26 protein-coding genes and 2 pseudogenes are annotated in these 23,668 nt (G+C 30.5%); 26 read left to right on the top strand and 2 right to left on the bottom strand.

Features of this window, described 5'->3' with window-relative positions:
* The 11 genes and pseudogenes from CPG45_RS03745 to CPG45_RS03695 all read left to right on the top strand — a co-directional run bounded on the left by CPG45_RS03745 (window position 1) and on the right by CPG45_RS03695 (window position 8,273).
* Window positions 1-801: a hypothetical protein gene (locus tag CPG45_RS03745; protein WP_096230692.1), complete on the top strand. Its 801-nt coding sequence runs from the start codon at window positions 1-3 to the stop codon at window positions 799-801.
* Window positions 802-815: 14 nt separating this feature from the next.
* Window positions 816-1,451 carry an ATP-binding cassette domain-containing protein gene (locus CPG45_RS03740; protein ID WP_096230691.1) on the top strand — a complete coding sequence of 212 codons (636 nt, stop codon included), beginning with the start codon at window positions 816-818 and terminating at the stop codon, window positions 1,449-1,451.
* A 15-nt stretch (window positions 1,452-1,466) separates the two neighbouring features.
* A complete protein-coding gene (locus CPG45_RS03735) occupies window positions 1,467-2,171 on the top strand; it encodes a hypothetical protein (RefSeq protein ID WP_096230690.1) in 705 nt (234 codons plus the stop codon).
* Window positions 2,172-2,273: 102 nt separating this feature from the next.
* Window positions 2,274-3,098, top strand: coding sequence for a hypothetical protein (locus tag CPG45_RS03730; protein WP_096230689.1), 825 nt, complete (start codon window positions 2,274-2,276; stop codon window positions 3,096-3,098).
* Window positions 3,091-3,891 carry a hypothetical protein gene (locus tag CPG45_RS03725; RefSeq protein WP_096230688.1) on the top strand — a complete coding sequence of 267 codons (801 nt, stop codon included), beginning with the start codon at window positions 3,091-3,093 and terminating at the stop codon, window positions 3,889-3,891. The genes CPG45_RS03730 and CPG45_RS03725 overlap by 8 nt, the downstream gene beginning before the upstream one ends.
* Before the next feature lie 2 nt (window positions 3,892-3,893).
* Complete coding sequence (locus CPG45_RS03720) at window positions 3,894-4,691, top strand: hypothetical protein (protein WP_096230687.1); 798 nt, start codon at window positions 3,894-3,896, stop codon at window positions 4,689-4,691.
* Between the two features lie 12 nt (window positions 4,692-4,703).
* Window positions 4,704-5,348 carry an ATP-binding cassette domain-containing protein gene (locus CPG45_RS03715; RefSeq protein WP_096230686.1) on the top strand — a complete coding sequence of 215 codons (645 nt, stop codon included), beginning with the start codon at window positions 4,704-4,706 and terminating at the stop codon, window positions 5,346-5,348.
* Window positions 5,349-5,388: 40 nt separating this feature from the next.
* Window positions 5,389-5,646: pseudogene (locus CPG45_RS03710) on the top strand (Rpn/YhgA-type helix-turn-helix domain-containing protein); the annotation flags it as partial.
* 259 nt (window positions 5,647-5,905) lie between these two features.
* The gene (locus tag CPG45_RS03705; RefSeq protein WP_096230685.1) at window positions 5,906-6,598 is read left to right on the top strand and encodes a hypothetical protein; all 693 of its coding nucleotides are present in this window, start codon (window positions 5,906-5,908) and stop codon (window positions 6,596-6,598) included.
* A gap of 71 nt (window positions 6,599-6,669) precedes the next feature.
* Entirely contained in the window at window positions 6,670-7,221 is a 552-nt protein-coding gene (locus CPG45_RS16990) for a hypothetical protein (protein ID WP_096230684.1), read from the top strand.
* Between the two features lie 251 nt (window positions 7,222-7,472).
* On the top strand, window positions 7,473-8,273 hold the full coding sequence (locus CPG45_RS03695; RefSeq protein ID WP_096230683.1) for a sigma-54-dependent transcriptional regulator family protein: 801 nt from the start codon (window positions 7,473-7,475) through the stop codon (window positions 8,271-8,273).
* Between the two features lie 109 nt (window positions 8,274-8,382).
* On the opposite strand, the gene CPG45_RS03690 is transcribed toward CPG45_RS03695, so the two are convergent.
* Window positions 8,383-8,823 carry an HTH domain-containing protein gene (locus CPG45_RS03690; protein ID WP_096230682.1) on the bottom strand — a complete coding sequence of 147 codons (441 nt, stop codon included), beginning with the start codon at window positions 8,821-8,823 and terminating at the stop codon, window positions 8,383-8,385.
* A 176-nt stretch (window positions 8,824-8,999) separates the two neighbouring features.
* Here CPG45_RS03690 and CPG45_RS03685 point away from each other — a divergent pair, with 176 nt between their 5' ends.
* The 9 genes from CPG45_RS03685 to CPG45_RS03655 all read left to right on the top strand — a co-directional run bounded on the left by CPG45_RS03685 (window position 9,000) and on the right by CPG45_RS03655 (window position 15,619).
* The gene (locus CPG45_RS03685; RefSeq protein WP_096233455.1) at window positions 9,000-9,851 is read left to right on the top strand and encodes an Rpn family recombination-promoting nuclease/putative transposase; all 852 of its coding nucleotides are present in this window, start codon (window positions 9,000-9,002) and stop codon (window positions 9,849-9,851) included.
* A 260-nt stretch (window positions 9,852-10,111) separates the two neighbouring features.
* Window positions 10,112-10,813, top strand: coding sequence for a hypothetical protein (locus tag CPG45_RS03680; protein WP_096230681.1), 702 nt, complete (start codon window positions 10,112-10,114; stop codon window positions 10,811-10,813).
* Between the two features lie 138 nt (window positions 10,814-10,951).
* On the top strand, window positions 10,952-11,083 hold the full coding sequence (locus CPG45_RS17870; protein ID WP_255405131.1) for a hypothetical protein: 132 nt from the start codon (window positions 10,952-10,954) through the stop codon (window positions 11,081-11,083).
* A gap of 18 nt (window positions 11,084-11,101) precedes the next feature.
* Complete coding sequence (locus CPG45_RS16740; RefSeq protein WP_157732320.1) at window positions 11,102-11,245, top strand: hypothetical protein; 144 nt, start codon at window positions 11,102-11,104, stop codon at window positions 11,243-11,245.
* Entirely contained in the window at window positions 11,232-11,867 is a 636-nt protein-coding gene (locus CPG45_RS03675) for a hypothetical protein (RefSeq protein WP_096230680.1), read from the top strand. Before CPG45_RS16740 ends, CPG45_RS03675 begins: the two co-directional genes overlap by 14 nt.
* A 125-nt stretch (window positions 11,868-11,992) precedes the next feature.
* The gene (locus CPG45_RS03670) at window positions 11,993-12,796 is read left to right on the top strand and encodes a sigma-54-dependent transcriptional regulator family protein (RefSeq protein WP_231968982.1); all 804 of its coding nucleotides are present in this window, start codon (window positions 11,993-11,995) and stop codon (window positions 12,794-12,796) included.
* Between the two features lie 221 nt (window positions 12,797-13,017).
* Window positions 13,018-13,725, top strand: coding sequence for a hypothetical protein (locus CPG45_RS03665; RefSeq protein WP_096230679.1), 708 nt, complete (start codon window positions 13,018-13,020; stop codon window positions 13,723-13,725).
* Between the two features lie 950 nt (window positions 13,726-14,675).
* Complete coding sequence (locus tag CPG45_RS17310; protein ID WP_231968981.1) at window positions 14,676-14,816, top strand: hypothetical protein; 141 nt, start codon at window positions 14,676-14,678, stop codon at window positions 14,814-14,816.
* Window positions 14,817-14,926: 110 nt separating this feature from the next.
* Window positions 14,927-15,619, top strand: a complete 693-nt coding sequence (locus CPG45_RS03655) for a transposase (protein WP_197702838.1) — start codon at window positions 14,927-14,929, stop codon at window positions 15,617-15,619.
* A gap of 56 nt (window positions 15,620-15,675) precedes the next feature.
* Here the strand turns inward: CPG45_RS03655 and CPG45_RS03650 are convergent, their stop codons facing one another.
* Complete coding sequence (locus CPG45_RS03650) at window positions 15,676-16,869, bottom strand: IS110 family RNA-guided transposase (RefSeq protein WP_096230678.1); 1,194 nt, start codon at window positions 16,867-16,869, stop codon at window positions 15,676-15,678.
* Between the two features lie 293 nt (window positions 16,870-17,162).
* On the opposite strand from CPG45_RS03650, the gene CPG45_RS03645 reads away from it, so the two are divergent.
* From CPG45_RS03645 to CPG45_RS18430, 6 genes and pseudogenes are all read left to right on the top strand, one after another.
* A complete protein-coding gene (locus tag CPG45_RS03645) occupies window positions 17,163-17,663 on the top strand; it encodes a DUF1648 domain-containing protein (RefSeq protein ID WP_096230677.1) in 501 nt (166 codons plus the stop codon).
* A 480-nt stretch (window positions 17,664-18,143) separates the two neighbouring features.
* Window positions 18,144-18,928 (top strand): annotated as a pseudogene (locus CPG45_RS03640) (helix-turn-helix transcriptional regulator).
* A gap of 161 nt (window positions 18,929-19,089) precedes the next feature.
* Window positions 19,090-19,851, top strand: a complete 762-nt coding sequence (locus CPG45_RS03635) for a geobacillin-26 family protein (protein ID WP_096230676.1) — start codon at window positions 19,090-19,092, stop codon at window positions 19,849-19,851.
* A gap of 1,209 nt (window positions 19,852-21,060) precedes the next feature.
* On the top strand, window positions 21,061-22,197 hold the full coding sequence (gene ltrA / locus CPG45_RS03625; RefSeq protein ID WP_096230674.1) for a group II intron reverse transcriptase/maturase: 1,137 nt from the start codon (window positions 21,061-21,063) through the stop codon (window positions 22,195-22,197).
* A gap of 280 nt (window positions 22,198-22,477) precedes the next feature.
* Window positions 22,478-22,957 (top strand): group II intron maturase-specific domain-containing protein, encoded by a 480-nt coding sequence (locus CPG45_RS03620; protein WP_231968979.1) that lies wholly within the window; start codon window positions 22,478-22,480, stop codon window positions 22,955-22,957.
* Between the two features lie 223 nt (window positions 22,958-23,180).
* Window positions 23,181-23,657: an ATP-binding cassette domain-containing protein gene (locus tag CPG45_RS18430; protein WP_231968977.1), complete on the top strand. Its 477-nt coding sequence runs from the start codon at window positions 23,181-23,183 to the stop codon at window positions 23,655-23,657.
* Window positions 23,658-23,668 lie beyond the last annotated feature (11 nt).

Below are 23,668 nucleotides of genomic sequence, written 5' to 3'. Positions count from 1 at the left end.
GTGAGGAAATTATTAGAAAACGAAATAAATAAAAAAATAATAATATACGGTTCAATAATTGCTATTTTGCTTGGTTTATACAATGTTTATTTAACAAATTTATATGGAATTAATTCGTTGGAAGGCTTATTTTTTGCAGAATACGGTTTTGTAGATATTAGGGCCATTAAATATGTAATGCCATTTTTAAAATGGGTTTTACCTCAAATGACACTTATGTGGATTTTAAAGGAATTTGTTGCTGGTGAATTAGACAAGAATAGTGTTTATATTTTTACTCGTACTAATAGAAGAGGCAAATGGGTTATTGATAAGACTTACGATTTATTTAAATTTGTCATTTTATTTTACTTTATAATGTTTTTAATAACGTACATAATTGGTACTGTCGTTGGATATAAAATGTTATATATTTACAAAGGAATAGAGTTAATACTGACTATGCTTATATTGACGGTACTATTAAATTATGAATATATATTGATAATAAATATTTTATCGTTAAAAATGGATGTAATATACAGCTTTCTGATAGCTTTATTTGTAGATATATTTTCAATATTGCTGTCTTCATTCATTTATGAATATTTCAAAATGAAAATTTATTTGTTAAAGCTAGTTCCAGTTAGCCATGGAATTTTGGCATGGCACAGTATGAATAGCATGTATAATAATTTGTACATGTTTGAATTTAGCATAAAGAATTTTTCAATAATTGATTCAATTTCATATTTAATTTTATCATGTTTTATTATTGTGATTTACGGAATATATGTTTTTCAACATAAAGATATAATATGAGGAGGTAATGTAGAATGGGATATTTAGAAGTAACAAACCTTAGCAAAAATATAGGACAAAATGAGATATTAAAAAATATTAATCTAAATCTTGAAAAGGGTACGATATACGGCTTTTTTGGCAGAAATGGGTCTGGAAAGACAATGCTTTTTAGAGCGTTATGCGGCTTGATTAAGCCGACGTCTGGTACGATTACAATAAATAATAAAGTTCTGCATAGGGACATATCTTTTCCAGAGAGTATAGGCGTAATAATTGAATCACCGGGGTTTTGGGATCATTATACAGGTTTCGAGAATTTAAAAGTTTTATCATCAATAAAAAACATAATAGGTGATGAAGATATCAGAAAATCTATAAAAAGAGTTGGTCTAGATCCAGATGACAGAAGAATATATAAAAAATATTCTTTAGGGATGAAACAACGCCTTGCAATTGCTCAAGCTATTATGGAACGACCTGATATCATAATTCTAGATGAACCTACAAATTCACTTGATGAAAATGGCGTCCAGCTTGTAAGGGAAATATTGATAGGAGAGAAGAAGAGGGGTGCGCTTATACTTATTGCAAGCCACAACAAAGACGACATAGATATATTATCAGATGTTAAATACAAAGTTGATGATGGTTTGGTAATACAATCATAAAAAGAGGTGTATTGAATGAAGAAATTAGATAAGGTTTTGATTTCGATTGTCGTATCTTTGATTGTAATCAGCGTTGTGGTAGGAATTTTTACGAGGTTTTCATACAAAGACAATGTCTCTTTTTCTAGAATTTCAAATAATATAGATGATTATAAAATAGTTGTGGGAGATGTGGATTCTGATAGGGCATTTTATAAAAGTTTTTATGTGGAAAACATAAAAAGTCTATCAGATCTTGAACTTAAATCTGATTATATTTTAAAAGTGAGAGTAGAAGATGAAAGGAAAACATTAAATAATACATTGTATACAAAAGTAAATGTTGTTAAGATATACAAAGGAAATGATTTAAAAGGTAAAAATTATGTATATATTTATGAACCTTGTTTTTTTGATGTGTATAATAAAACATTTTATTCTCAATGGGGTTACAATTTTATGCACAGCAACGATGAATATATCGTTTTTTTAAGGAAGATAAAGGCTCCACAGGGATATCATTATAAAAACAATGAAGGCATTAGTTTTTTGTTTACTTCGGTGCCTTATGGAAAATACAAGTTAAAAGATACAGGCGAAGTTATTGCAGTAGATGAGAAAAAAATAAATCAAGGGTTAAAATATGGTGATGTTAAAGATTTGGATATAATAACGTCAGATAGTACTGTCGCAAATAGGTATGAAAGTATAAAAAATGAAGTATTAAGAAAATATAAATAGATCCGCATATTAAATGCTAATTTTCAAAAAATCTTTTTCATGATATGAGCAAATTCTTTGTAAGTTATTTTACATAATAAAAAATCGGGAGTGGTAGATATTATGTTGAGAGAAGAATTTAAAAGGGCCGTATTTGATAAAAAATTGTTATTCGTAGTATTAGTTTCGCTTTTATTATTATTTTTATCTGCATATCAGTCTATATTAAAACCGGCTGCATTTGCCAATATAAATTCACCAGATATATCAGATAAAAAGTTGTATTATGAAAATGTAATAAGACCTGGACAGAATGCGTATTTAATTTGGAGTCAGAGTTATTATCTTATTAAGACTTTTTTTGTGTTTATGATAATTCTACCTTTTACTTATTCATATATATATGAGAGGAATAAAAAATTTAATTATTTCAGTATATCCAGAATAGGTTTAAAAAAATATCATCAGATCAAATTTATTGTGAATGGTATCATGGGTGGAATCGCATTGGTTTTGCCCGAATTAATTTATTATATAATTTTGTTATTGGTTGCAAGAAATGAGATTTTACCAGTATCAATATTGCGTTCAAGAGGTGCACCAGATGGACTATATAGTAGTATATTTTTTAAAGATCCAAATAAATACATATTTATTGTATTTATAATGCATTTTATTTTAGGATTTTCTTTTGCGGGGTTTTCTGCTGGTATTACAAGTTTTTTTAACAAGAAATACATTATTTACACATTGCCATATATATTTTTTATAATTTATGAAATAGCCATATTTAATATTAATCAAAATTATTCAATGACAAATGCCTACAATTTTTTTTACAATAAAAGCTATGACATATTGCATTTTATAATTCTAAATTTAGGATTATTGGCAATAGGAATAATAACATACTATATAAACTATAAAGTGGTGCTAAAGAATGGATAAACGTATTATAAGAGGTTATGTGAATTTTACATTAAAAAGGGTTGTTAAACAAAAAAGTATATATATTATTTTTTTATACATACTGATATTTCCGTATTTGGCTATAAAGACAAATGTATTTAGTAGAGAAGATAATTTTTGGAATGGAGTGTTTTACTTATTAGGAAGCCATTATATATATGGAATTTTCTTCTTGGCAACATTTTTATTATTAATTTACAATGTATGTAATGATAGCAATATAACACCATTTGTTCATACAAGATTAGATAATAAAATAAATTGGCTTATATCAAAATATATATTGATATTTATTACAAGCATTATCTATTTGATTTTAATTATTTTCAGCGTTTATATTGGCGCATATCTAAATCTTGGCTATAGTCCCAATTGGAGCAGCAGCGCAATTAATGGTGATGATTTGTACACCTTGTTTGCAAAAAATTTAACACCTTTTAGCAGCATTATTATTTATTATATAAGGTTTCACCTGTCTTTAATTGTGCTGGGCATGTTGGAGATGGCTTTAGCTATAGGATTTACTTCAGTTAATTATGGTTTAAGTTTAGCTATAAGCATAATTATAGCGCTTGTAAGTACTGTAGTATTGAATCTAAGAAACATACCTATTATTAATTTACTCGATATTGGAAATATATATATTTTTTCGTTTAATTCAAATTATAATCTAATAGAGTTTATTGTGGCTAACAACTTTCACCTATTAATTATGATTGTGGCCATACATATTTTGTTAAAATATAATTTAAAGGAGATTGTTTTGAAATAGAAATGAATAAGTTGGGATTGTTAGTTTTCAATTATAACCTAAGATATATATATAAAAAGCTATTTATCTTTGCTTTCTTATCCTTAGCATTATCAATATTTAATGTTGTATATAATTCCTATTTTCAAAATATAACGATACTTGATTCGGTTGTATTATCTTTTGGTGGCTATAATATAGAAAATATAAACATAATACAGACGATGTTGGTATTTTTTCCTTATATCATGATAGCCATGGTAATAGAAATGTATATGGATAATATGATGGGGAAAAATGCTATATTTACTTTGCCAAGGATAATGAACAATAAATTATTTTATACATCGAATATTATTTCGATGTTAATAGTCATAGTGATGTTTTTTTTCATATATGATGTGGTTTTATACGGAATATCAAGTTTAATATTTAGTGGCACATGGATAAGCTATGTATTTTATGATTATACAAAATACAACAAAAATTTGTACTCTATATATAGGATATTGTTTAATATGTATTTTGCGCAAATTATAGGTACATTTACTATTTCTATGGTGCAATTATATATTACAAGAATTACAAGAAAACTTTATATAGGATTTGTTGTTGTCTTCGTTATTTACATTTTAAATTTTTCGCTGCCGAAATTAAATTTTTACTTAGGCGAGCATATTTTAATAACAAAATTGAATGTTCTTTCTAACAATTACAACCATTTGCCATTATATTTATTTTTCGCTGTTAATATTATATTTAGTATTTTGCTTATCCTTTTGACAATCAAAAATAAAGAAACAATTATCGATATTGATTAAGGAGTTGATAAAATGGATGAAATAGTTATAAAAGTTTCAAATCTGAGCAAAAGATTCAAAGATAAAGTTATATTCGAGAATGTAAATTTTGAATTGACAAAAGGGAAAATTTACGGATTTACAGGCTATAATGGATGTGGTAAATCGGTCCTTTTTAAGATTCTGTCTGGTCTAATGTCATCTACTGACGGCGATGTCTTTATACACAATAAAAAATTAGGAAAGGATATAGATTTTCCACCTGATTTAGGAGTTATTATAGAAAGTCCGGGATTTTTAGATGACTATTCCGGATATTATAATTTGAAATATTTAGCATCAATAAGGAATATTATAGGTGAAAAAGAGATAAAAGATGCATTAAAATTAGTTGGATTAGAAAATGATAGCAATAAGAAAGTAAAGAAATATTCACTTGGAATGAGACAGAGGCTGGCAATAGCGCAAGCAATAATGGAAAATCCAAAAATTTTAATATTGGATGAACCATTTAATGGTCTGGATAAAAATGGTGTTGCAAATATAAGAAATTTGCTTTTTAACCTCAAGAAAAATGGTACAACAATATTAATTGCAAGTCATATAAGTGAAGACATTAGATTACTATGTGATGAAGTATTTGAATTTGATAATGGTACATTAGTCAAAGTTTTATAAATTCTAATTTTGAACACATTATTTTCATTATTCATATTGGGGTATAGTCTTTAAAAAAGAAATTATTGAGAGAGTTTTTTCGGAGGTGATGAGGATGTTTAGGATTGAAGAATCAGAAACATACAAAATGATAATAGAAAAAGGCATTGAGAAAGGAATTGAAAAAGGTATTGAAAAAGGTGAAAAAGAGAAAAGCATAAAAATTGCAAAAAAGTTGTTAAAAGAAGGTATGGACATCGACAGAATAGCAGAAATTACAGAGTTGTCAAAAGAGGAGATAAAAAAATTGATAAATTAGGATAATAAGCAGGCTAAATGCCTGCCTTTTTTATAAAGTTAATTTATGACCGAAAAACGGTCGCAGTTTCGACAATATATTACACAGATTGACAAAGTATGACAGAAAAATTGACCTAATTTAGCACCTTCCCAGATGAGGATAATTGGTTTATAATAACATTAACAGAAATTGGCGCTATTTCCTGCAGATAAAATCGTAGTTAATATGCTTTTAGTACCGAGAAGCATATTGACTACAAAAAATGGAGACGCATTGTATGTCAAAGAAACTGGTTTCACTGCTTCTAATTGCTGTGTTTCTTTCAATTTCAAGTTTTAGCTTTGCTTTTGCTTTAGGTGTTGCGATTCCGAATTCTGAAGAGAAAGTACTCGGAAAACCTACTGATAAGGTTGGTACAATCGTTACTTTTGTGGATGCTAATCTTTCAAAAACTAGTCCATTAGTTACAAATAATCTTGTCTATCCAATGGGTACAATACATGAAGGATATGATCATTCTTATTATTATTATGATCATAGCGCTATATATGCTTATAATGTTGGACCAAGATGCAACGACATCTTTTTGATTTCAGTGGCAAGAGGAACAACTAAAACTTTAACTACGACAAAAACAGTATCTGGTACTATTGTCTTTACAACATCAGTTGAAGCTGGAATTCAGGATGTTGTTAAAGCTGGATTTGGGCTAACATCTTCCGGAACATATACTTATACTTGGTCTTTGACACAACAATTTACAGGGCCTCCTGCTCCTTATAACAGTCGTGATTATTATGGTGCCATAAATTATGATTTATATTCAGTCTATGTAAAGCGTTATGATGTGTATAGGGTATATAATGGAAATGCAATGACAGGTTATAACACTTATTATCAAGGTCTTACAACAGTAAATGGCGTTAAAATACCTAAAGCCGTTCAATATAGCGTAGATAGCATTCAATAGTATTTGAGTTTTAAAATATATTGCTTTCTATAGCTTTCTTATTTAGGCTTTAGATTATGGAGGACGTTTTAATGTCAATAAAAATTAAAAAGAAAACAATTATTTTCACAATTGTTGGCATCGTGATTGTATTACTGGGTTTGTATTTTATTTTTGCACACAAGGAAAATACCGTTAATTATACAAGTATATCAACAAATATGAAACAATTACAACAAGACGAAGAAAAATTTTTTCTTAACAATGTGCAAGTAAGCAATTTATCAATACAAAGGTGTCAAATGGAGGTTTCCGATAAAGTAGAACAGGGATTAAATTTTATTGTGACATACACACTACCTGGAATAAATAATGCTATAAAAAATCATAAAATTGGATTTCAAATAATATATCCCAAGAAATATGCAGATTTAATAGGGAGTAATATGACGCCCATAGCTTATGTATATCCCAACAATAACAATAATCAGACAATGTCTTCTGCTTTTAGCATATATATGCCAGGCATTTCTGACGATGAATTAGACAAATTGATAAAAGAACAGAATGATTTCACAATATACATTTACATCGATCAATTAAAGAAAAAAGAAATTACAGTCCATAACGATATTACAAACTAAATCAATTTATATGAAAGGCAGAAAATATTAGATTCAATCAAAAAGCCTATAAAATTGATAATAAAATGAGACGGCGGGGAAGAAGACTTATTGCTACAAAATTTTGATATAAAAATGTATTGATGGCTCTTAATAGGGCTATTTTTTTATACCTAAAAATTTTTTTAAAAAACTGTAACAAATTCCTGCGAAATTTGTTTCATATTATGGAGAGGTAATTCGGCGAGAAAAGTTTTAGGGGTGGTACGATTATGAATAATATTTATGAGGAATTGATTATGTCAATCGGAGAATCAAAACTTTCAGGTGTTGACCCAAATAAAAATAGGTTTAAAAAAATGCTTGATGAAAAAGAGTTGGCCAGGCGAAAAGAGAATTATAAAAGCATAATTTACATACTTGACATTATTTTTAATCCTAAAGGTGTATTTGCTAATCTCTTAAAACAAGGATATTTTTTTGTACTTTGTGATAAAGATGGATATGTAATAAGGTTGATATACGACCAAAAACTAAAGGACTATTTTAGTAGATTGCATTTTGTAGAAGGTGTTAGCTTAAGGATTGAAGATTGCGGTACAAATGCAATAAATATTGCAATGAAGTTGAAAAGGCAAGTAGAGATATGTGGAGCAGAACATTATTGTCATCTATTTAAAAATTGGAATTGTACTGCAATTCCAATTGTAGATTATTACGAAAGAGAAATAATTGCATATCTTGATATGTCGACATTAAATATTGATTGTCTGAAAGAAGAAAGTGTAATACTATGGAAGATTGCAGATTATATTGAAAAATGTCTGTGGCATATGCATGAAAAAGATGATTTGTTGAGTTCAAAGCTTGATTATATTGACAGATTGATATTATCTAAAATGGCATGCAAATATGAAAGAAAAATTGTGCTGAAAGAAATAGGGATTTCAGAGAGGACATTGCGTAGACACATAGAAAAACTTTATACATTATTTAACGTAAATAACGATTTGGGGATTGTGATGAAAGCAATAAACAATAAAATAATAGATACTTATGGGAACTTATTATAAAATTTATCTATGACCGAAAAACAGTCACAGTTTTGACAATATACTACATAAAGTGACAAAGCGCGATAAAAAATCGTTGCTTTAGGGTAAAATATTTTTAGATGGCCGATTATTTATATTTTATTGGCTGTTTGAATATATAATGAAGCATCATACAAGCTGCTGCTAACTTATATTTTTTTTCATAGTTAATTGAGTTAGTGTCATTCATAAAGTTTTCGATATCTTGTTTTTCTAATCCTGCATAAAGTGATATAGTTTCATATTTGAGGTCGAATATTTGTACCAGTACATCAATAACTCCTTTTATTCTTTCATCTTTATCAATTTCCATTCCGTCTGACAGAAGAAAGATTAAATCGGTAAAAAAGAAGCCTTTTAGATTATCTGATAGGTCGTCTATTTTTCTTTTTCCATTTATATAATCTGAAAGCCAATTAATGTCAATTCCTGTTACTTTACTTAAAGTGTTTAATGTGATTTTGTATTTGTCAATTACATACAGTAATTTTTTTCTAATTCCTTCACTATCATATTTTGCAATTTTCATGTACCGCTTTCCTTTCTTTATTTTAATTTAATAAGATTTTATAACATAAAATGCATAATAGCAAGAAGACTTATTGCTGCAAAATTTTGATATAAAAATGTTAGAGCAATAATCTGTATTTTTAATATTCATATGATATAATAAAGGTGAGATGAAGAGAAATGGAAGGAAGAAATATGAGCCCAAAATACGATCTAACGATGAAAAATATTTTTTCTGATATGGCAGATGACATAATGAGTTATTTTTTAGGACTACAATACACAAAGATTGATGAACTGAATATAGAATTTGCAAGAGTAGAACGTAGAGACAGCGACATGATATTCAAATGCACAACAGACAAAGGAAATGTGGCTGTGCACATAGAATTTCAATCAGAAAATGACGGAAAAATGCCTTATAGGATGCTAAGATATTCCCTAGAGATAATGGGAAAGCACAATCTCTTACCATATCAGATAGTCGTATATATAGGAAAAGACAATGTGAAAATGGCAAATAGTTTAAACTATGACTTTGGAGAACAGAACACATTAGACTATAAATACAGAATAATAAATGTTGGCGACATAAAATATACCGATGTTGTAAAGACAGATTATTATGACTTGTATTCACTTCTACCATTGATGGACAAAAATAGAAGGAAAAAAGAAGGGGAAAAATATCTGGAAAGATGTGTTGAAGCCATAAAAGACATTCCTTTGGACATAAACAAAAAGAAGGACATAGCGTTTAAGGCAGAAATATTATCGGGTATAGTTTATAAAAGAGAAATTATTGAAAAAGTTTTTTCGGAGGTGGTAAGGATGTTTAGGATTGAAGAATCTGAAACGTACAAAATGATAATAGAAAAAGGCATTGAGAAAGGAATTGAAAAAGGAATTGAAAAAGGTATTGAAAAAGGTGAAAAAGAGAAAAGCATAAAAATTGCAAAAAAGTTGTTAAAAGAAGGTATGGACATCGACAGAATAGCAGAGATTACAGAATTATCAAAAGAGGAGATAAAAAAATTGATGAATTAAGATAATAAGCAGGCTAAATGCCTGCCTTTTTTTATAAAGTTAATTTATGACCGAAAAACGGTCGCGATTTCGACAATATATTACATAAAGTGACAAAGTGTGACAGAAAAATTGACCTAATTTAGCACCTTCTCAAGTAAGGATAATTGGTTTATAATAACATTAACAGAAATTGGCGCCATTTCCTGCAGATAAAATCGTAGTTAATATGCTTTTTGGTACCGAGAAGCATATTGACTACAAAAAAGGAGATGTAAAGTATGTTAAAAAAACTGGTTTCACTGCTTCTAATTGTTGTGCTTTTTACAATTTCAAGTTTTAGCTTTGCTTTTGCTGACGATATAGCTAAAGGCAAAATTACAAACATTAGTAGTTATATGACTTGGATAAAAGAAAATACAAATGAAGAAGAAGCATCTAAATTTGTTGAACAAATCAAAACACTTCCACTAGACAAACAAGAAAAGTTTATTTCATATCTGAATAATGCAGATCTAATGGCTAAAGTGTTGACGGAAAAATTAGAACCCGGGGAAACGAAATATTTGGAAAATGGAGATATATCTATAACATTAAATGAAACTAATCAAAGCATTAATTTTAACCCTATGATTAAATCTAGCTCAGCAATTCAATATAGAAGAGCAACTTATACAAAATATATTGAAATATTCGGTATTGCTATACTTGAAAATGTTGTTTGGGTAGATTATTCACACGATGGAAATAGTATTCTTGGAATTCAAGGATGTGATGCAGTCACAACACGCAATTTTATTCCAGTATTGAGTCTTTCGTGGAGCGGCTTGCACAGTTGGGGGATAGGTGGAACTAGAGCTTATGCGAGTGCAGATATAACATTTAGTGTCTTGTATCAAGGGTCAGTTACATTAGGTGCTAGCGAAATAGGAGTATGGGGCGATATAAATAATCGAACAGATGGCTGGATAAAAAAATTATAGACTTTAATATTTATTCTTATAATATTAGTAAAATCTAATCAATCAATATTTTATTGATGGTTACGATTTTACTAATATTTGTATTATGAGCATGTTTGCAAAATAATGATATTATAAAGTGAAAGGAGATGATGCTAAGTGAGAAAATATAAAAAATTTATTTCACATGTACTTCTGGCACTGGCCATAATTTTACTTGCAATTATAGTTATATTTACTATAATAACAATATTTGATATGACAATTGTGAAAATATATACAGGTCAATGACAATGATAAAGAGAAAATATGATATATATACTGCAAAATATATATCTTTCTATTCATATTGATGCTGCAGCGCATTACTATGATGAGAATTGGATTACTCAACAAGCTGAGTATAATTATCATATGGGGGATAGGATAACTGAAGAATATGGCTGGAGGTGATTTTATAAAAAATAAGCGCGTAATAATCTTATGTTTAATAGTAGCAGTTGTCTTGAGCCTTTTTATATATTATGATTACTACAGCTATAAAAAAAGTCATTTTCAGATTTATCTATATCAAACAAATGACGCACCTAATTTAAATTATACAATGAAAAGCAAGCATTTTAAAATCAATACAACGATTGAGATTGGGAAAAATACTAATGAAAAGACGAATAGTTTAGATTCTACTGGGGACATCCAAAAAGCTCAAGATTCAAATGAATTTACTTCACTAATTTATACGATAAGAGTTGAGAACATCAGTAAGAAAAAATTAAATAATATTAAAATTGTTGCATTCCTTGATAAAGGGCTTGAGCCTTATATATTATCTGGATTGCTATATTTTGGAACTCCAATTCATCAGAAAATAGATTTAAATGTACCAACTAAAAAGAAAAAAGATAATTGTATTGATGTTAGTAGATCTGCATGGTTGCCGAATATCTCTCAAGTTAATGCAGATGAAAGGCAGAAAATATTAGATTCAATCAAAAAGCCAATCAAGCTGATAATAAAATGGGACGGCGGGGAAGAAGACTTATTGCTGCAAAATTTTGATATAAAAATGTATTGATGGCCCTCAATGGGGCTATTTTTTTTATACTTAAAAATTTTTTAAAAAACTGTAACGAATTTCTGAGAAATTTGTCTTATATTATGGAGGGATAATTCAGAGAGAAAAGTTTTAGGGGTGGTACGATGATCAATAATATTTATGATGAATTGATTATGTCCATTGGAGAATCAAAACTTTCAGGCGCTGACCCAAATAAAAATAGGTTTAAAAAAATGCTTGATGAAAAAGAGTTGGCCAGGCGAAAAGAGAATTATAAAAGCATAATTTACATACTTGACATCATTTTTAATCCGAAAAGTGCATTTGCTAATCTTTTAAAACAAGGATATTTTTTTATACTGTGTGATAAAGACGGATATGTAATAAAACTGATATACGACCAAAAACTAAAAGACTATTTTAGTAGACTGCATTTTGTAGAAGGCGTAAGCTTAAGGATTGAAGATTGCGGTACAAATGCAATAAATATTGCAATGAAGTTGAAAAGGCAAGTAGAGATATGCGGAGCAGAACATTATTGTCATCTATTCAAAAATTGGTACTGTACTGCAATCCCGATTGTAGATTATCATGAAAGAGAAATAATTGCATATCTCGACATGTCAGTGATGAACATTGATTGTTTACAACAAGAAAATGTGATACTTTGGAAGATTGCGGATTATATTGAAAAATGTCTTTGTTATATGTATGAGAAAAATGATTATCTAAGTTCAAAACTTGATCATATTGACAGATTGATATTATCTAAAATGGCATGCAAATATGAAAGAAAAATTGTGCTGAGAGAAATAGGAATTTCAGAGAGGACATTGTGTAGACACATAGAAAAACTTTATAAACTATTTAACGTAAATAACGATTTGGGGATTGTGATGAAAGCAATAAATAATAGAATAATAGACACTTATGGAAACTTATTATAAAGTTTATTTATGGCCGAAAAACGGTCACAGTTTCGACAATATATTACATAAAGTGACAATGTATGATAAAAAAATTGACCTAATTTAGCACCTTCTCAGATGAGGATAATGGGTTTATAATAACATTAACAGAAATTGGCGCCATTTCCTGCAGATAAAACGTAGTTAATATGCTTTTTGGTACCGAGAAGTATATTTACTACAAAAAGGAGATGTATGGAATGTTAAAAAAACTGGTTTCACTGCTTCTAGTAGCTGTGCTTCTTTCAATTTCAAGTTTTAGCTTTGCTTTTGCTAACACATCAACTTCTAATGATGATAAAAAAGACAATAAAATAATAAATGACAAAGATGATTTAAAAACCTTAACTGATGAAGAGTTAACTAAAATTATCAATGATTACAAATTAACGAAAGTTAACTCAGTACCATCTGGAATTACACCAAGGGAATTTAATAATTTAGATGAGCTAAAAAATTATTTAAAAGAATTTCCTAAAGGTCCTGTAAAAATAAAAAAACAATATAGTTATAAAGATTTTTTAACAAGTGAAAGCAGCAACAAAATAATACTTGATGCAACAGAATCAACAGAATCAAGACATCATATTATACAAGAATATGATGTTACACCTGTCACATATATTTTTTTGGAAGCAGATGTATATACACAGGTTGTATCTTTAGGTGGAACACATTTAGCTGAGGAAATAACAGATTGTCATGAATGGACCGATATGAATGGGTTTACTACAGGATATTCTTGGAACCAAACGTACGCTTATCATCGAATTAGCAGCGACAGGTATAATGTAGAAATATATGGAGGAGGAGTCTTAGATCAATATATTAAAATTGGTGGTGAAGAATACAAACAATCAGTCCCGATAGACATCGAGGCATCTTATACAGGAGGAGTTATAAATTAGTTCTCTATATAAATTCTATTACAACTTTTACAAGGTAGAATTTTATATATCTACCTTGTAAAAGTATTATATGTTATATCAGCTAAGTAGCATAATAGATAATTTGTACTAGAATACTATATTTAATGCAATAATTATATTTTATAATAATATGCAATTTGTTTTAAACAATTGATGTGTAGAGAGAATTTTTTCTATCTATTATTTTAATCGTAGAAGGGATTGAATATTAAATGATTATAAATCCAATATTATTTCAATTATTTAGTGTTCTACATATGATTTTTGTTGTCATTGATGAAATATCCATATTATTTCTTGTATATTTTGTGTATAAAATATATAGAAATATTGCTAAAAAGTAATTGAACTTATAATGTTTATGTTTAAATATGTACAAAATAAAGAAGATTTTTGACATTTTTAGAATATACTAGTTCTTGCATTGATTAGCGGTGAGGTGATTTTATAAAAATTAAGCGCATAATAATCTTTTGTTTAATAACAGCAATTATCTTGAGCCCTTTTATATATTATGATTTACTACAGTTATAAGAAAAGTCATTTTCAGATTTATCTATTATCAAACAAACGATGCACCTAATTTAAATTATACAACCAAAAGCAAGCATTTTAAAATCAATACAACGATTGAGATTAGGAAAAATACTAATGTATCAGACAAAAATGGTTTAGATTCTACTGGAGACATCCAAAAAACACAAGATTCAAATGAATTTACTTCACTAAATTATACTATAAGAGTTGAGAACATTAGTAAGGGAAAATTAAATAACATTAAAATTGTTGCATTTCTTGACAAAGGGCTTGAGCCTTATATAATATCTGGACTTGTGTATTTTGGAACACCAATTCAACAGTGAATAGATTTAAATGTACCAAATACAAAGAAAAAAGATAATTGTATTGATGTTAGCAGATCTGCATGGTTGCCGAATATCTATCAAGTTAATGCAGATGAAAGGCAGAAAATATTAGATTCAATCAAAAAGCCTATCAAGTTGATAATAAAATGGGACGACGGGGAAGAAGATTTATTGCTACAAGATATGAATATAAAAATATATTGATGGGGGCTGTTGCACAACTGACTGAATAGGTCATAGTGCATCAGTCTCTTTTTATACGCAAAAAAAAATTGCAGGTTCCAAAGAACCTGCAATTACTGTATAATTAAGTTATGAAAAAAAACAAATTATACAATAAAAATTATACACAATTTAATGGATGTTATCAATTAGTTCTTCCATTAAATTGTGAAATGTTAATACCAGAGGATGATTCGGTTCGCCTGCTTAGCCAAATATTGGAGGGATTGAATTACGAAAAGTTGTACAAGGCATATTCTTTCACTGGAAGAAAACCTGCAGTAGAGCCAAAAATCCTGTTTAAGGTATTAACTTATGCTTACATGAATAACATTTATTCCAGCAGAAAGATAGAAAGTGCATGCAAAAGGGATATTAATTTTATGTGGTTGCTTGAAGGAAGCAGAGCACCTGACCACTCTACTATTGCCAGATTCCGCAAGGAATATCTCGCCGATGCGATGGAAGATTTGTTTTATCAGTTGGTACAGCATCTCCATGAAATAGGTGAAGTAAAGTTTGAGCATCTCTTTGTAGACGGTACAAAGATTGAAGCCAATGCTAACCGCTATACATTTGTATGGAAAAAGGCTATTAATAAAAATCAGGCAAAGATGTTTACAAAAATACAATCTTGCATAGAATCAATGCATTTGTTAAGTGAAGATATATGTATAAAAGAATTAACTAAAATAGTATATATAGAAACAGAAAAGACCAACTATAAAAAGTCAATAGAGAAAAAACAAAAAAATTTTGCCAAGAGGGTGAATAAAAATGCATGACAAATAAACCTGGTAATACCAAGTTAAAAGTAAATATATGTAATTAGTATGATTTACTAACAATCATTTTTAGGAAGTTTTACTTCAAAAGCACAGTTGTTTTTTAAAATAGCACAAATAGTATAGCAAAGCTTGCGTGCTACAGCTCCAATAGCTGTAAGGTGATGTTTGCCTTCTGAACGTTTCTTTTGGTAAAAAGCCTTAAAAACAGGATCACAATTAGAGGCAACTAATGCAGCACTAAAAAGAGCTTTCCTAAGATAAGGAGAACCTCGCTTACTCATTTTGTTATTTGTACTGTTATATTCTCCTGATTGTGATATAGAAGCATCAATACCGGCATAAGCTACAAGCTTTGATGGATTTTTAAACCTTGAAATATCTCCTATTTCTCCTAAAATTGTTGCAGCTGTTACGTTGTCAATGCCAGGTATTGTAGTAATAGGAGAATTGATTTTATCAAGTAAAGCTGATATCTGCTCTTCAACATCTGTGACCTGTTTTTCGATAAAATTAATTTGCTCAATTAATAATCTTAATTGCAGAGAAAAACTATCCAAACAAAACTTAATACCAAAAGATTTTTTAGCAGCAGAAGAAATTTCATTGATTTTATCCATAGCAAATTTTTTCATAGTAATTTCAGACAAAACCTGCTGCAATTGTTCAGAAGAAATATTTTCAAAATCATCCGGCGTATTAAAGTGGAGTAAGATTTCCTTAGACGTTTGTCCAAAGATATTAGAAAAGATAGATTGATATTCGGGGAAAACTTGATCTAAAACACAAACGGTCTTACGCTTAAGGTCACCTATAGAATTGATGAGGTAATTTCTAAAACGAGAAAGATTGCGAAGAGAGATAGTATCTTCGTTGGCTAAAGAAGTTTCTAAGAAATCACCGTAGCGAATAAGATCTGCAATTAGTATAGAATCGATGATGTCGGTTTTGCGCTTTCTGATTTCAGTTCCTTTACGCCAACCATCAGTTTGAATAGGATTAATAACATGAATAACAAAACCTTTTTCAACAAGAAAAGAATAAATAGATAACCAGTAATGACCAGTAGCTTCCATACCAATTTCAACATCATTAACAGAGATGTTAAAGGAAGCAAGCTTATCAAGTAAGCTATTACCACCGACGTAAGAGTTTGGGAAAGAAAAAGCCTTAAAAATGGTGTTACATTTTTCATCAATTAAAGAAGCTACATGATTGTTTTTCCCGATATCAATACCTAAATAAAACATTTTTAATCACCCATAAACAATGTATTTTAGATAGTTCCTCTAAACTGATAAACGTTACTGCCTTGTTCCATATTCGAAGTACTAATCAAGTTAGTCAACATCCAACTTATTCGTAATCAGTTTATCAGACAGAGGTGTCAGTCTTTCAAGTACGAGCTCTGAATCTCAAGGAGAGAACGACAATACTCTATCTAATAACTTAATTATACACTTTTATGTATAATTTATCAGTTAAAAAGGATTATAGGTTGCCTTTATTAACCTAAATATATTATACAAGGAATGAAAATTAAATGTATAAAAATAGGCCTGTTTTAAAATTAAAATTTTCAACATTTGAAAAAGTTATCGAAATAATAGTAATAATTAATCTCATTTTAGAATTATTACTATTTATTAGGTATTGGCCATATCTTCCAAATAAAGTTCCAATACATTATAGTTTATCTGGTAATCCAGATTCTTGGGGTAGCAAAGGAACTCTTTTTTTAATACCTATAGTGAGCATTTTATTATATTTTATGTTTTCATATATAAGTAGATTTCCTCATATATTTAATTATATTCCTGAAATTACTGAGGAAAATGCAGAGCGCCAATATAGAAATGCGCGTACGCTTATGACTTGTTTAAAGGTAGAGGTTATTTTTTTGCTTTCATTTATCTTATATAAAGATATATATATAGCTTTAGGGAAGTTTAAAGAACTTGGAATCGGGTCTATTGCTATTTTATTGATAATAATTTTTGTTACAATAGTATATTTTATTATAAAATCAATAAAACTAAGGTGAAAATTGTAGATAAAAAGGATACAGAAGTTTACAGATGTGAGCTTTTTAAAATAACAGGTAAAAGTTATAGGCTTGAGTACAGGCAATCATTTTTGAATGGACATATGGAAAAAATTCAGGAAAGTTATTTTCCGAAATTTATCTGAAAGTACTTGCCGTTTACAAAAAATGCAGAAATACTAATTATTGATGTGAGAAACGATAAAATACAAAAGAAAATAAAATTAAACAATTGCCTCTATTTTAATAAGATGCCATAATTTCATTTTGAATGTTTTATAAAAAATCAAAATAATAAACTATAACTAAACAAAAAGCACTGTGTAGATTGCACAGTAGCTTATTTTTTTACAAATAAAAAACTTTGCAAATAATACTAATTTTTTCAAAAACATAGAAGGAATATGAAATTTTTTGTAGAAATGTAGAAATAATAAATTGTATTGAAACGTGTCTGAGTATTTAATGAGGTGAGTTTTTGTGGAAGAATTACAAATATATAATGAAATGCTTTCTTCATATAAAAGATGTATGGAGATAGGCCTTATAAGCTCAATACCGTCTCCTACTATAACTTTAAAAGAAGAAGATTTACAAATCAGATTAAATAAAAACATAGGACTTATTAATATATTTCACAATTGTGTTGATAATATTTTAAATAAGATTAAAGGAGAATACATATTTTTATTAACAGATAACGATGGTTATCTTTTAGATATAAGATGCAATAAAAAAACATGCAGATGCATTAATATGTATGGTTTTAAAATTGGTATATCTTTTAAAGAAGAATCCGTAGGGACAAATGCCATTTCAATGGCAATGAAATTGAGAGGTTTAATTTATTTAGAACCTCAGCATCATTACTGCGATATTTTAAAAAATGGTATTGTATTGCAGTGCCTATCATTATAGATGAAAAGATAATAGGATATCTTGATGTATCGACGATAGAATATGGTATGGCAGATGAAATGACTATAGTTTTAGAATTGCTTGCAGATAAAATTGCCGATGATTATAAGGGCTGCTTAAAAGAGCAAGAACCAGATAACTGCAATATAGATTTAACTGATAATCAGGTAGAGATATTGCTAATGCTTGCAAAGGGTTATAAAGAATTGGCCATATCAAGAGAGATTGGAATTAAACCGGTTACTGTAAAATATCATAAGAAAAAAATAATTGAGAAGCTATGCGTAAAAAGCATTCAGGAAGCAGTTGCAAAAGCGGTTAAATTAAATTTAATAGATATAGATTAAATTTTAAGACTATACTTTTGTATAGATTTTTTGCTTTTTATGTCAAAACTATACAAAGATATAGTAGACATTGGGAAAGATATCGTTGTAAAATGGAAATAAAGAAATCAATTCATTGAAGAATTGATCCAAAAATACTTAATATAAAAGGAGGAGAAAAAATGATAAAAAAGTTAGTTTCATTACTTCTAGTTGTGTCACTTCTTACTGTTTCATCTTTTAGTTCAATATTTGCTGCAGATACAATTACTAATACTGAATTACAAATTTCTTCAAAAACATATAATATAGCTGGGAATGAGTATGCAGTAAAGACAATAGAAGATAATAATAATATAAGAGAAGTACTTGTGGAAGAGACAAATAAGTCAACATTAGTTACATATAATAAAAATACGGGTGAATTTGAAGTTAAAGAAATAAAGAAAATTACTGGTGAAGTAAAAAATTATAAATTAGAATCTAAAATTGATAATATTAAAAAACAAAAAACTCAAAAAGTAATTGATAATTTAATAGTAAGACCTTTTTATCAAGTTTTATTAAACGAAGGCGATTTATGGTGGGGATATGCAGTAAATGTAATTAAATATACTGGACAAAGTGATTACGCTTGGAATTTATATACGCCCAAAAGTTCAAAGAGTGTATATGAAAATTCAGGGAATACTAATGATTTGAATAATTTCGAAGGTAATCTTAATTCAATGATTAAAAATGAGTATGCTGCTGAAGCTGCCGTAGGTGCTGCAATTGCTTCTTCAATAGCAGCAGCAATTTCGGGTCCAGAAACTATAGGAATGGGAACTATAGTTGGATTGCTTGTCGCAGCGGGTGGAGCTGCTACTGCTGCAGTATATTTTTACGATGCTAAGCAAGATGCTATACATTGTGATTATTACTTTAATAGAGTTAAATTTTAAGGAAGTATAATCTATGATTTTTTTGAGGACTTTGTTAGGTATAGCATTGATAGCATCCAATATTGCAATTTATGAATTATATATACATCATAGAAACAATATCAGAATGATTTTACTAAGCATATGGTTCTTTATTATATTAAATGGTCTATTAATATATTTTATAATCAGTACATTTCATTATCCTAGTTAAAAAACATGATGAAAAGGCAGGTAATCAACCTGCCTTTTTCATGCTGGTGGTGTGCCCGGCATGGGCGAAATCTTGTCGGTGAAAGTCCGCTGTGGGCTTGGTAGTGGGAACCACTAGCCAAAAGCAAGGGTGTCCATCGTGAGGTGGAATCTAAAAGAAGTCGGCGGCAAAGCTCTGGTCTGACGAACAGAAACTACATAAAAGGCATATGCCTGTGGGTGAGTTTGCCACACAAAACAAAGCCCTAAGACTATCCGAAACAGGTGGTGTAAATGTAGCAGATATATGGAGTGAAAGATTACGCTCTTACCCGGGGAGGTCTGATAGATAAGTTATGGATATGAAATTAGAAGTAACAACCCGTGCAGTGATGTATGGTTGAACTATCAAAAGTCAGCAGAGGTCATAGTGTGTGCGTGGCAGCGCAGCTGCCAGGCGGGTTAAAGTCCCGCTGAACTCCGGATTGGGGAGTTCATATCCAAACCTGGGAGTAATGTCTCAGGGGCTGGCGGAAGCCAGAGGACAGGGCGTCCACTGTGAAGTGGAGTCCGAAGGGTTTGAGGAGAAGTACCAGGCCGTAATCAATGGAAGCGATTCCGATGATGAACCGGTCGGCCAAAGACGGGGCAAGGTCGAGCCTGCACTATGGAGGCGAAGGCGTTCCAATCCACCCGTCGCACCAAGGTGTTTGCGGGCGGCATGGTACAGAAGGAAGCTGCGTGACCCATGGAGACCTTGTATCGTCTGTATAGGCAGTAAAGCAAGCTATAAGGCAACCCCGAAATGTTTGCTGATGCGGTGCAAGGAGTCGGAGAGCTGAATATTACTTTAACTGCTGAAAAACAAAAACAGCAGGACTGTTTCTTGAAAACAGCTGAATTTTTAACCCAAAAGGTGGAGTTCACGGGAAGGCGGCTCACATAACAAACTGAAATCAAAGGAGAATCAGCGAGTATGAAGCAAGGAAAGGAAAGTTCCCTAAGTGAAAGACCCGGAACTTGTGGCAGAGGATACTGATGATAACGGAGAAAGTAAGTGCAGGAAAGAAGCTCAAGGTACATTCATTGATTGACAAGGTGTACCACCCGACAAATCTGGAAATGGCATGGAAGAAAGTAAAGGCCAATGGAGGAGCCGGGGGAATAGATGGGATTTACATGGACGATTTCGAAAAGGTAGCCACAGAGGAGTTGAAATGTCTCCATGAACAAATTAAGAATGGGGTATACAAGCCTTTGCCAGTAAAGCGGGTATACATACCTAAAAGGGGAAAACCTCAAGAAAAGCGTCCGTTAGGAATTCCAGCAATCAAAGACCGAGTATGTCAACAAGCATTGAAGAACAGGATGGAGCCAATATTCGAGAAGATTTTTAATGATTGCAGCTTTGGTTACAGACCTGGACGTTCTCCTCACGACGCGATGAGGAAGATATGGCGAGAAATACAACAGGGGAATGAATGGATTGTAGACGGGGACCTTCGCGATTACTTTGGGACAGTAGACCATGAAATGCTAATTGATATGGTGGCTGAACAGATAAGTGATGGAAGAATCCTTGACTTAATCAGGAAAATGCTTAAAGTCGGCTATGTAGAGAACGGCCGTAGGTACGAAACCGAAGCCGGAACACCGCAGGGGTCGGTGATTAGTCCCCTATTGAGCAACATATACCTGACGCCATTCGATAATGCCATGACAGGAAAAGGATTCAAGCTTATCCGTTTTGCCGATGATTGGATGATAGTCTGCAAAAGCAGAGCAGAAGCCGAAAAGGCATTAAAAACGGCGAAAGAAGAACTCGCAAAACTCGGCTTAACCCTCCACCCAGACAAAACAAGGATAACCAATATAAAATGGGGATTCGAGTTCTTGGGCTATAAAATCAAGCAGGGAAAGGGACTGAAGCTACCGAAGGACAAAATCAAAACAGCAACAAATGCACTTAATCTGTATGCTTTCCCAACGGACAAATCCATAAGAAGATTCATGGATATAATACGGCAGAGAACCAAGAGAAAGATACCCATAACACTTAAAGAATTGATTGAAAATATTAATCCGGTAATCCGCGGGTGGGGAAACTACTACCGTAAGTCACATGTTCGGAAACTGTTCAATAAATTGGACAGATGGATAATCAGACGCTTTTAAACCATCAGCATAAAAGATGGAGAAATACTGGCTGGAAGAAGTATCCCGCAAAAAGGCTTTATGGTGAATACGAGTTGGTAAACCTTATACAATTAATACCTGGACTTGGGGAAAAAACCTGTTCTTAATTAGCATTGTTATGAGAAAGCGGACTGCGGGAAAACTGCACGGTCCGTTTGGTCGAGCGGACGGAGGAAGGCACACGCCAACCTCTTCCGACTCTACACCATGCAATACACGATAGTGTGGGAGGGACTGAACGATAGGAGGTTTCAGAATTTTGAAAGACACGAAGAAATATGATGAAAGCAGACAACTTCATAAAGAAGGTTATCTACATGAAAATAGAGTGGAACTCAAAGACAATGTAGAAATGCATAGTATTTCGTCCATGTCCGATAAAGGAAGAAACGATGTCAATGAATACGGTAGTGAAAATATAAAAATAAAACAAGCAATAGTAGGATGGGTAAACTATTTTGCTATTGCTGACATGAGAAATATTCTTAAAACACTTGATGAATGGTTAAGGCGAAGGATTAGAATGTGTTATTGGAAACAATGGAAGAAGATTAAAACTAAACATGATAATCTTGTAAACTTAGGAATTGAAAATAGTAAGGCATGGGAATATGCAAACACAAGAAAAAGCTATTGGAGAATATCCAACAGCCCTATATTATCCAGAGCACTAACCAATAAATACCTTAAAGAAATAGGTTTGGTTTCTATATCTGAAATTTATTCATCTGTACATTAATTTCTATTGAACCGCCGTGTACCGAACGGTACGCACGGTGGTGTGAGAGGTCGCTGAATAAAATAATTATTCAGCTCCTACTCGATTTTTTATGTCAAAACTATACTTTTGTATAGTAGACATTGGAAAAGCAGTGCTATAAAATGAAGATGTACAAGGGCATTATGTATATAAATATTTGCCTGATTGTCTTAATTAAGAAGAAATGAAGGAGACATGAATTTTGATAGAGGTTTATGGATTGACAGAAGTATTTAAAAATATAAAGGCTGTTGATAGTTTAAGCTTTCAGGTTAAAGAAGGAGAAGTTTACGGACTGCTTGGAGAAAATGGTGCAGGAAAAACAACAACATTGAGAATGCTTGCAACAATACTAAAGCCGACAAATGGGACAGCCAAAATGAACGGCATAGACCTCATAAAAGAGCCGAAACTTATAAGAAAAGGAATTACACCGATAACATTATTAGCATTAGTTCCAGCCTATATGCTTATGTATAAAATGCCCAGCGAGCTACCTCAATATTGCTTTATGATACCAATATTTAGCACAATATCAATATTTAAAGAATTATTATATGGTATTGTTAATATATCCCACATAGGTATATTTGTAGTTTCATCGTTAATATACATCATTGCAGCAATATACATAGCTTCATCAATGTTTAAACAAGAATGGTCACTTTTCAGGGTATAGATTACTCTATT

Origin of the sequence: Thermoanaerobacterium sp. RBIITD (assembly GCF_900205865.1) — a bacterium.
Classification (GTDB): domain Bacteria; phylum Bacillota; class Thermoanaerobacteria; order Thermoanaerobacterales; family Thermoanaerobacteraceae; genus Thermoanaerobacterium.
The sequence above is the reverse complement of the archived record's forward strand: the minus strand, read 5'-3'. Positions and strand labels throughout refer to the sequence as shown.

Coding starts and splice junctions, on each gene's coding strand:
- CPG45_RS03740 (WP_096230691.1), top strand. CDS start 816: ATGGGATATTTAGAAGTAACAAACCTTAGCAAAAATATAGGACAAAAT.
- CPG45_RS03735 (WP_096230690.1), top strand. CDS start 1,467: ATGAAGAAATTAGATAAGGTTTTGATTTCGATTGTCGTATCTTTGATT.
- CPG45_RS03730 (WP_096230689.1), top strand. CDS start 2,274: ATGTTGAGAGAAGAATTTAAAAGGGCCGTATTTGATAAAAAATTGTTA.
- CPG45_RS03725 (WP_096230688.1), top strand. CDS start 3,091: ATGGATAAACGTATTATAAGAGGTTATGTGAATTTTACATTAAAAAGG.
- CPG45_RS03720 (WP_096230687.1), top strand. CDS start 3,894: ATGAATAAGTTGGGATTGTTAGTTTTCAATTATAACCTAAGATATATA.
- CPG45_RS03715 (WP_096230686.1), top strand. CDS start 4,704: ATGGATGAAATAGTTATAAAAGTTTCAAATCTGAGCAAAAGATTCAAA.
- CPG45_RS03705 (WP_096230685.1), top strand. CDS start 5,906: ATGTCAAAGAAACTGGTTTCACTGCTTCTAATTGCTGTGTTTCTTTCA.
- CPG45_RS16990 (WP_096230684.1), top strand. CDS start 6,670: ATGTCAATAAAAATTAAAAAGAAAACAATTATTTTCACAATTGTTGGC.
- CPG45_RS03695 (WP_096230683.1), top strand. CDS start 7,473: ATGAATAATATTTATGAGGAATTGATTATGTCAATCGGAGAATCAAAA.
- CPG45_RS03690 (WP_096230682.1), bottom strand. CDS start 8,823: ATGAAAATTGCAAAATATGATAGTGAAGGAATTAGAAAAAAATTACTG.
- CPG45_RS03685 (WP_096233455.1), top strand. CDS start 9,000: ATGAGCCCAAAATACGATCTAACGATGAAAAATATTTTTTCTGATATG.
- CPG45_RS03680 (WP_096230681.1), top strand. CDS start 10,112: ATGTTAAAAAAACTGGTTTCACTGCTTCTAATTGTTGTGCTTTTTACA.
- CPG45_RS16740 (WP_157732320.1), top strand. CDS start 11,102: ATGATATATATACTGCAAAATATATATCTTTCTATTCATATTGATGCT.
- CPG45_RS03675 (WP_096230680.1), top strand. CDS start 11,232: ATGGCTGGAGGTGATTTTATAAAAAATAAGCGCGTAATAATCTTATGT.
- CPG45_RS03670 (WP_231968982.1), top strand. CDS start 11,993: ATGATCAATAATATTTATGATGAATTGATTATGTCCATTGGAGAATCA.
- CPG45_RS03665 (WP_096230679.1), top strand. CDS start 13,018: ATGTTAAAAAAACTGGTTTCACTGCTTCTAGTAGCTGTGCTTCTTTCA.
- CPG45_RS03655 (WP_197702838.1), top strand. CDS start 14,927: ATGAAAAAAAACAAATTATACAATAAAAATTATACACAATTTAATGGA.
- CPG45_RS03650 (WP_096230678.1), bottom strand. CDS start 16,869: ATGTTTTATTTAGGTATTGATATCGGGAAAAACAATCATGTAGCTTCT.
- CPG45_RS03645 (WP_096230677.1), top strand. CDS start 17,163: ATGTATAAAAATAGGCCTGTTTTAAAATTAAAATTTTCAACATTTGAA.
- CPG45_RS03635 (WP_096230676.1), top strand. CDS start 19,090: ATGATAAAAAAGTTAGTTTCATTACTTCTAGTTGTGTCACTTCTTACT.
- ltrA (WP_096230674.1), top strand. CDS start 21,061: ATGATAACGGAGAAAGTAAGTGCAGGAAAGAAGCTCAAGGTACATTCA.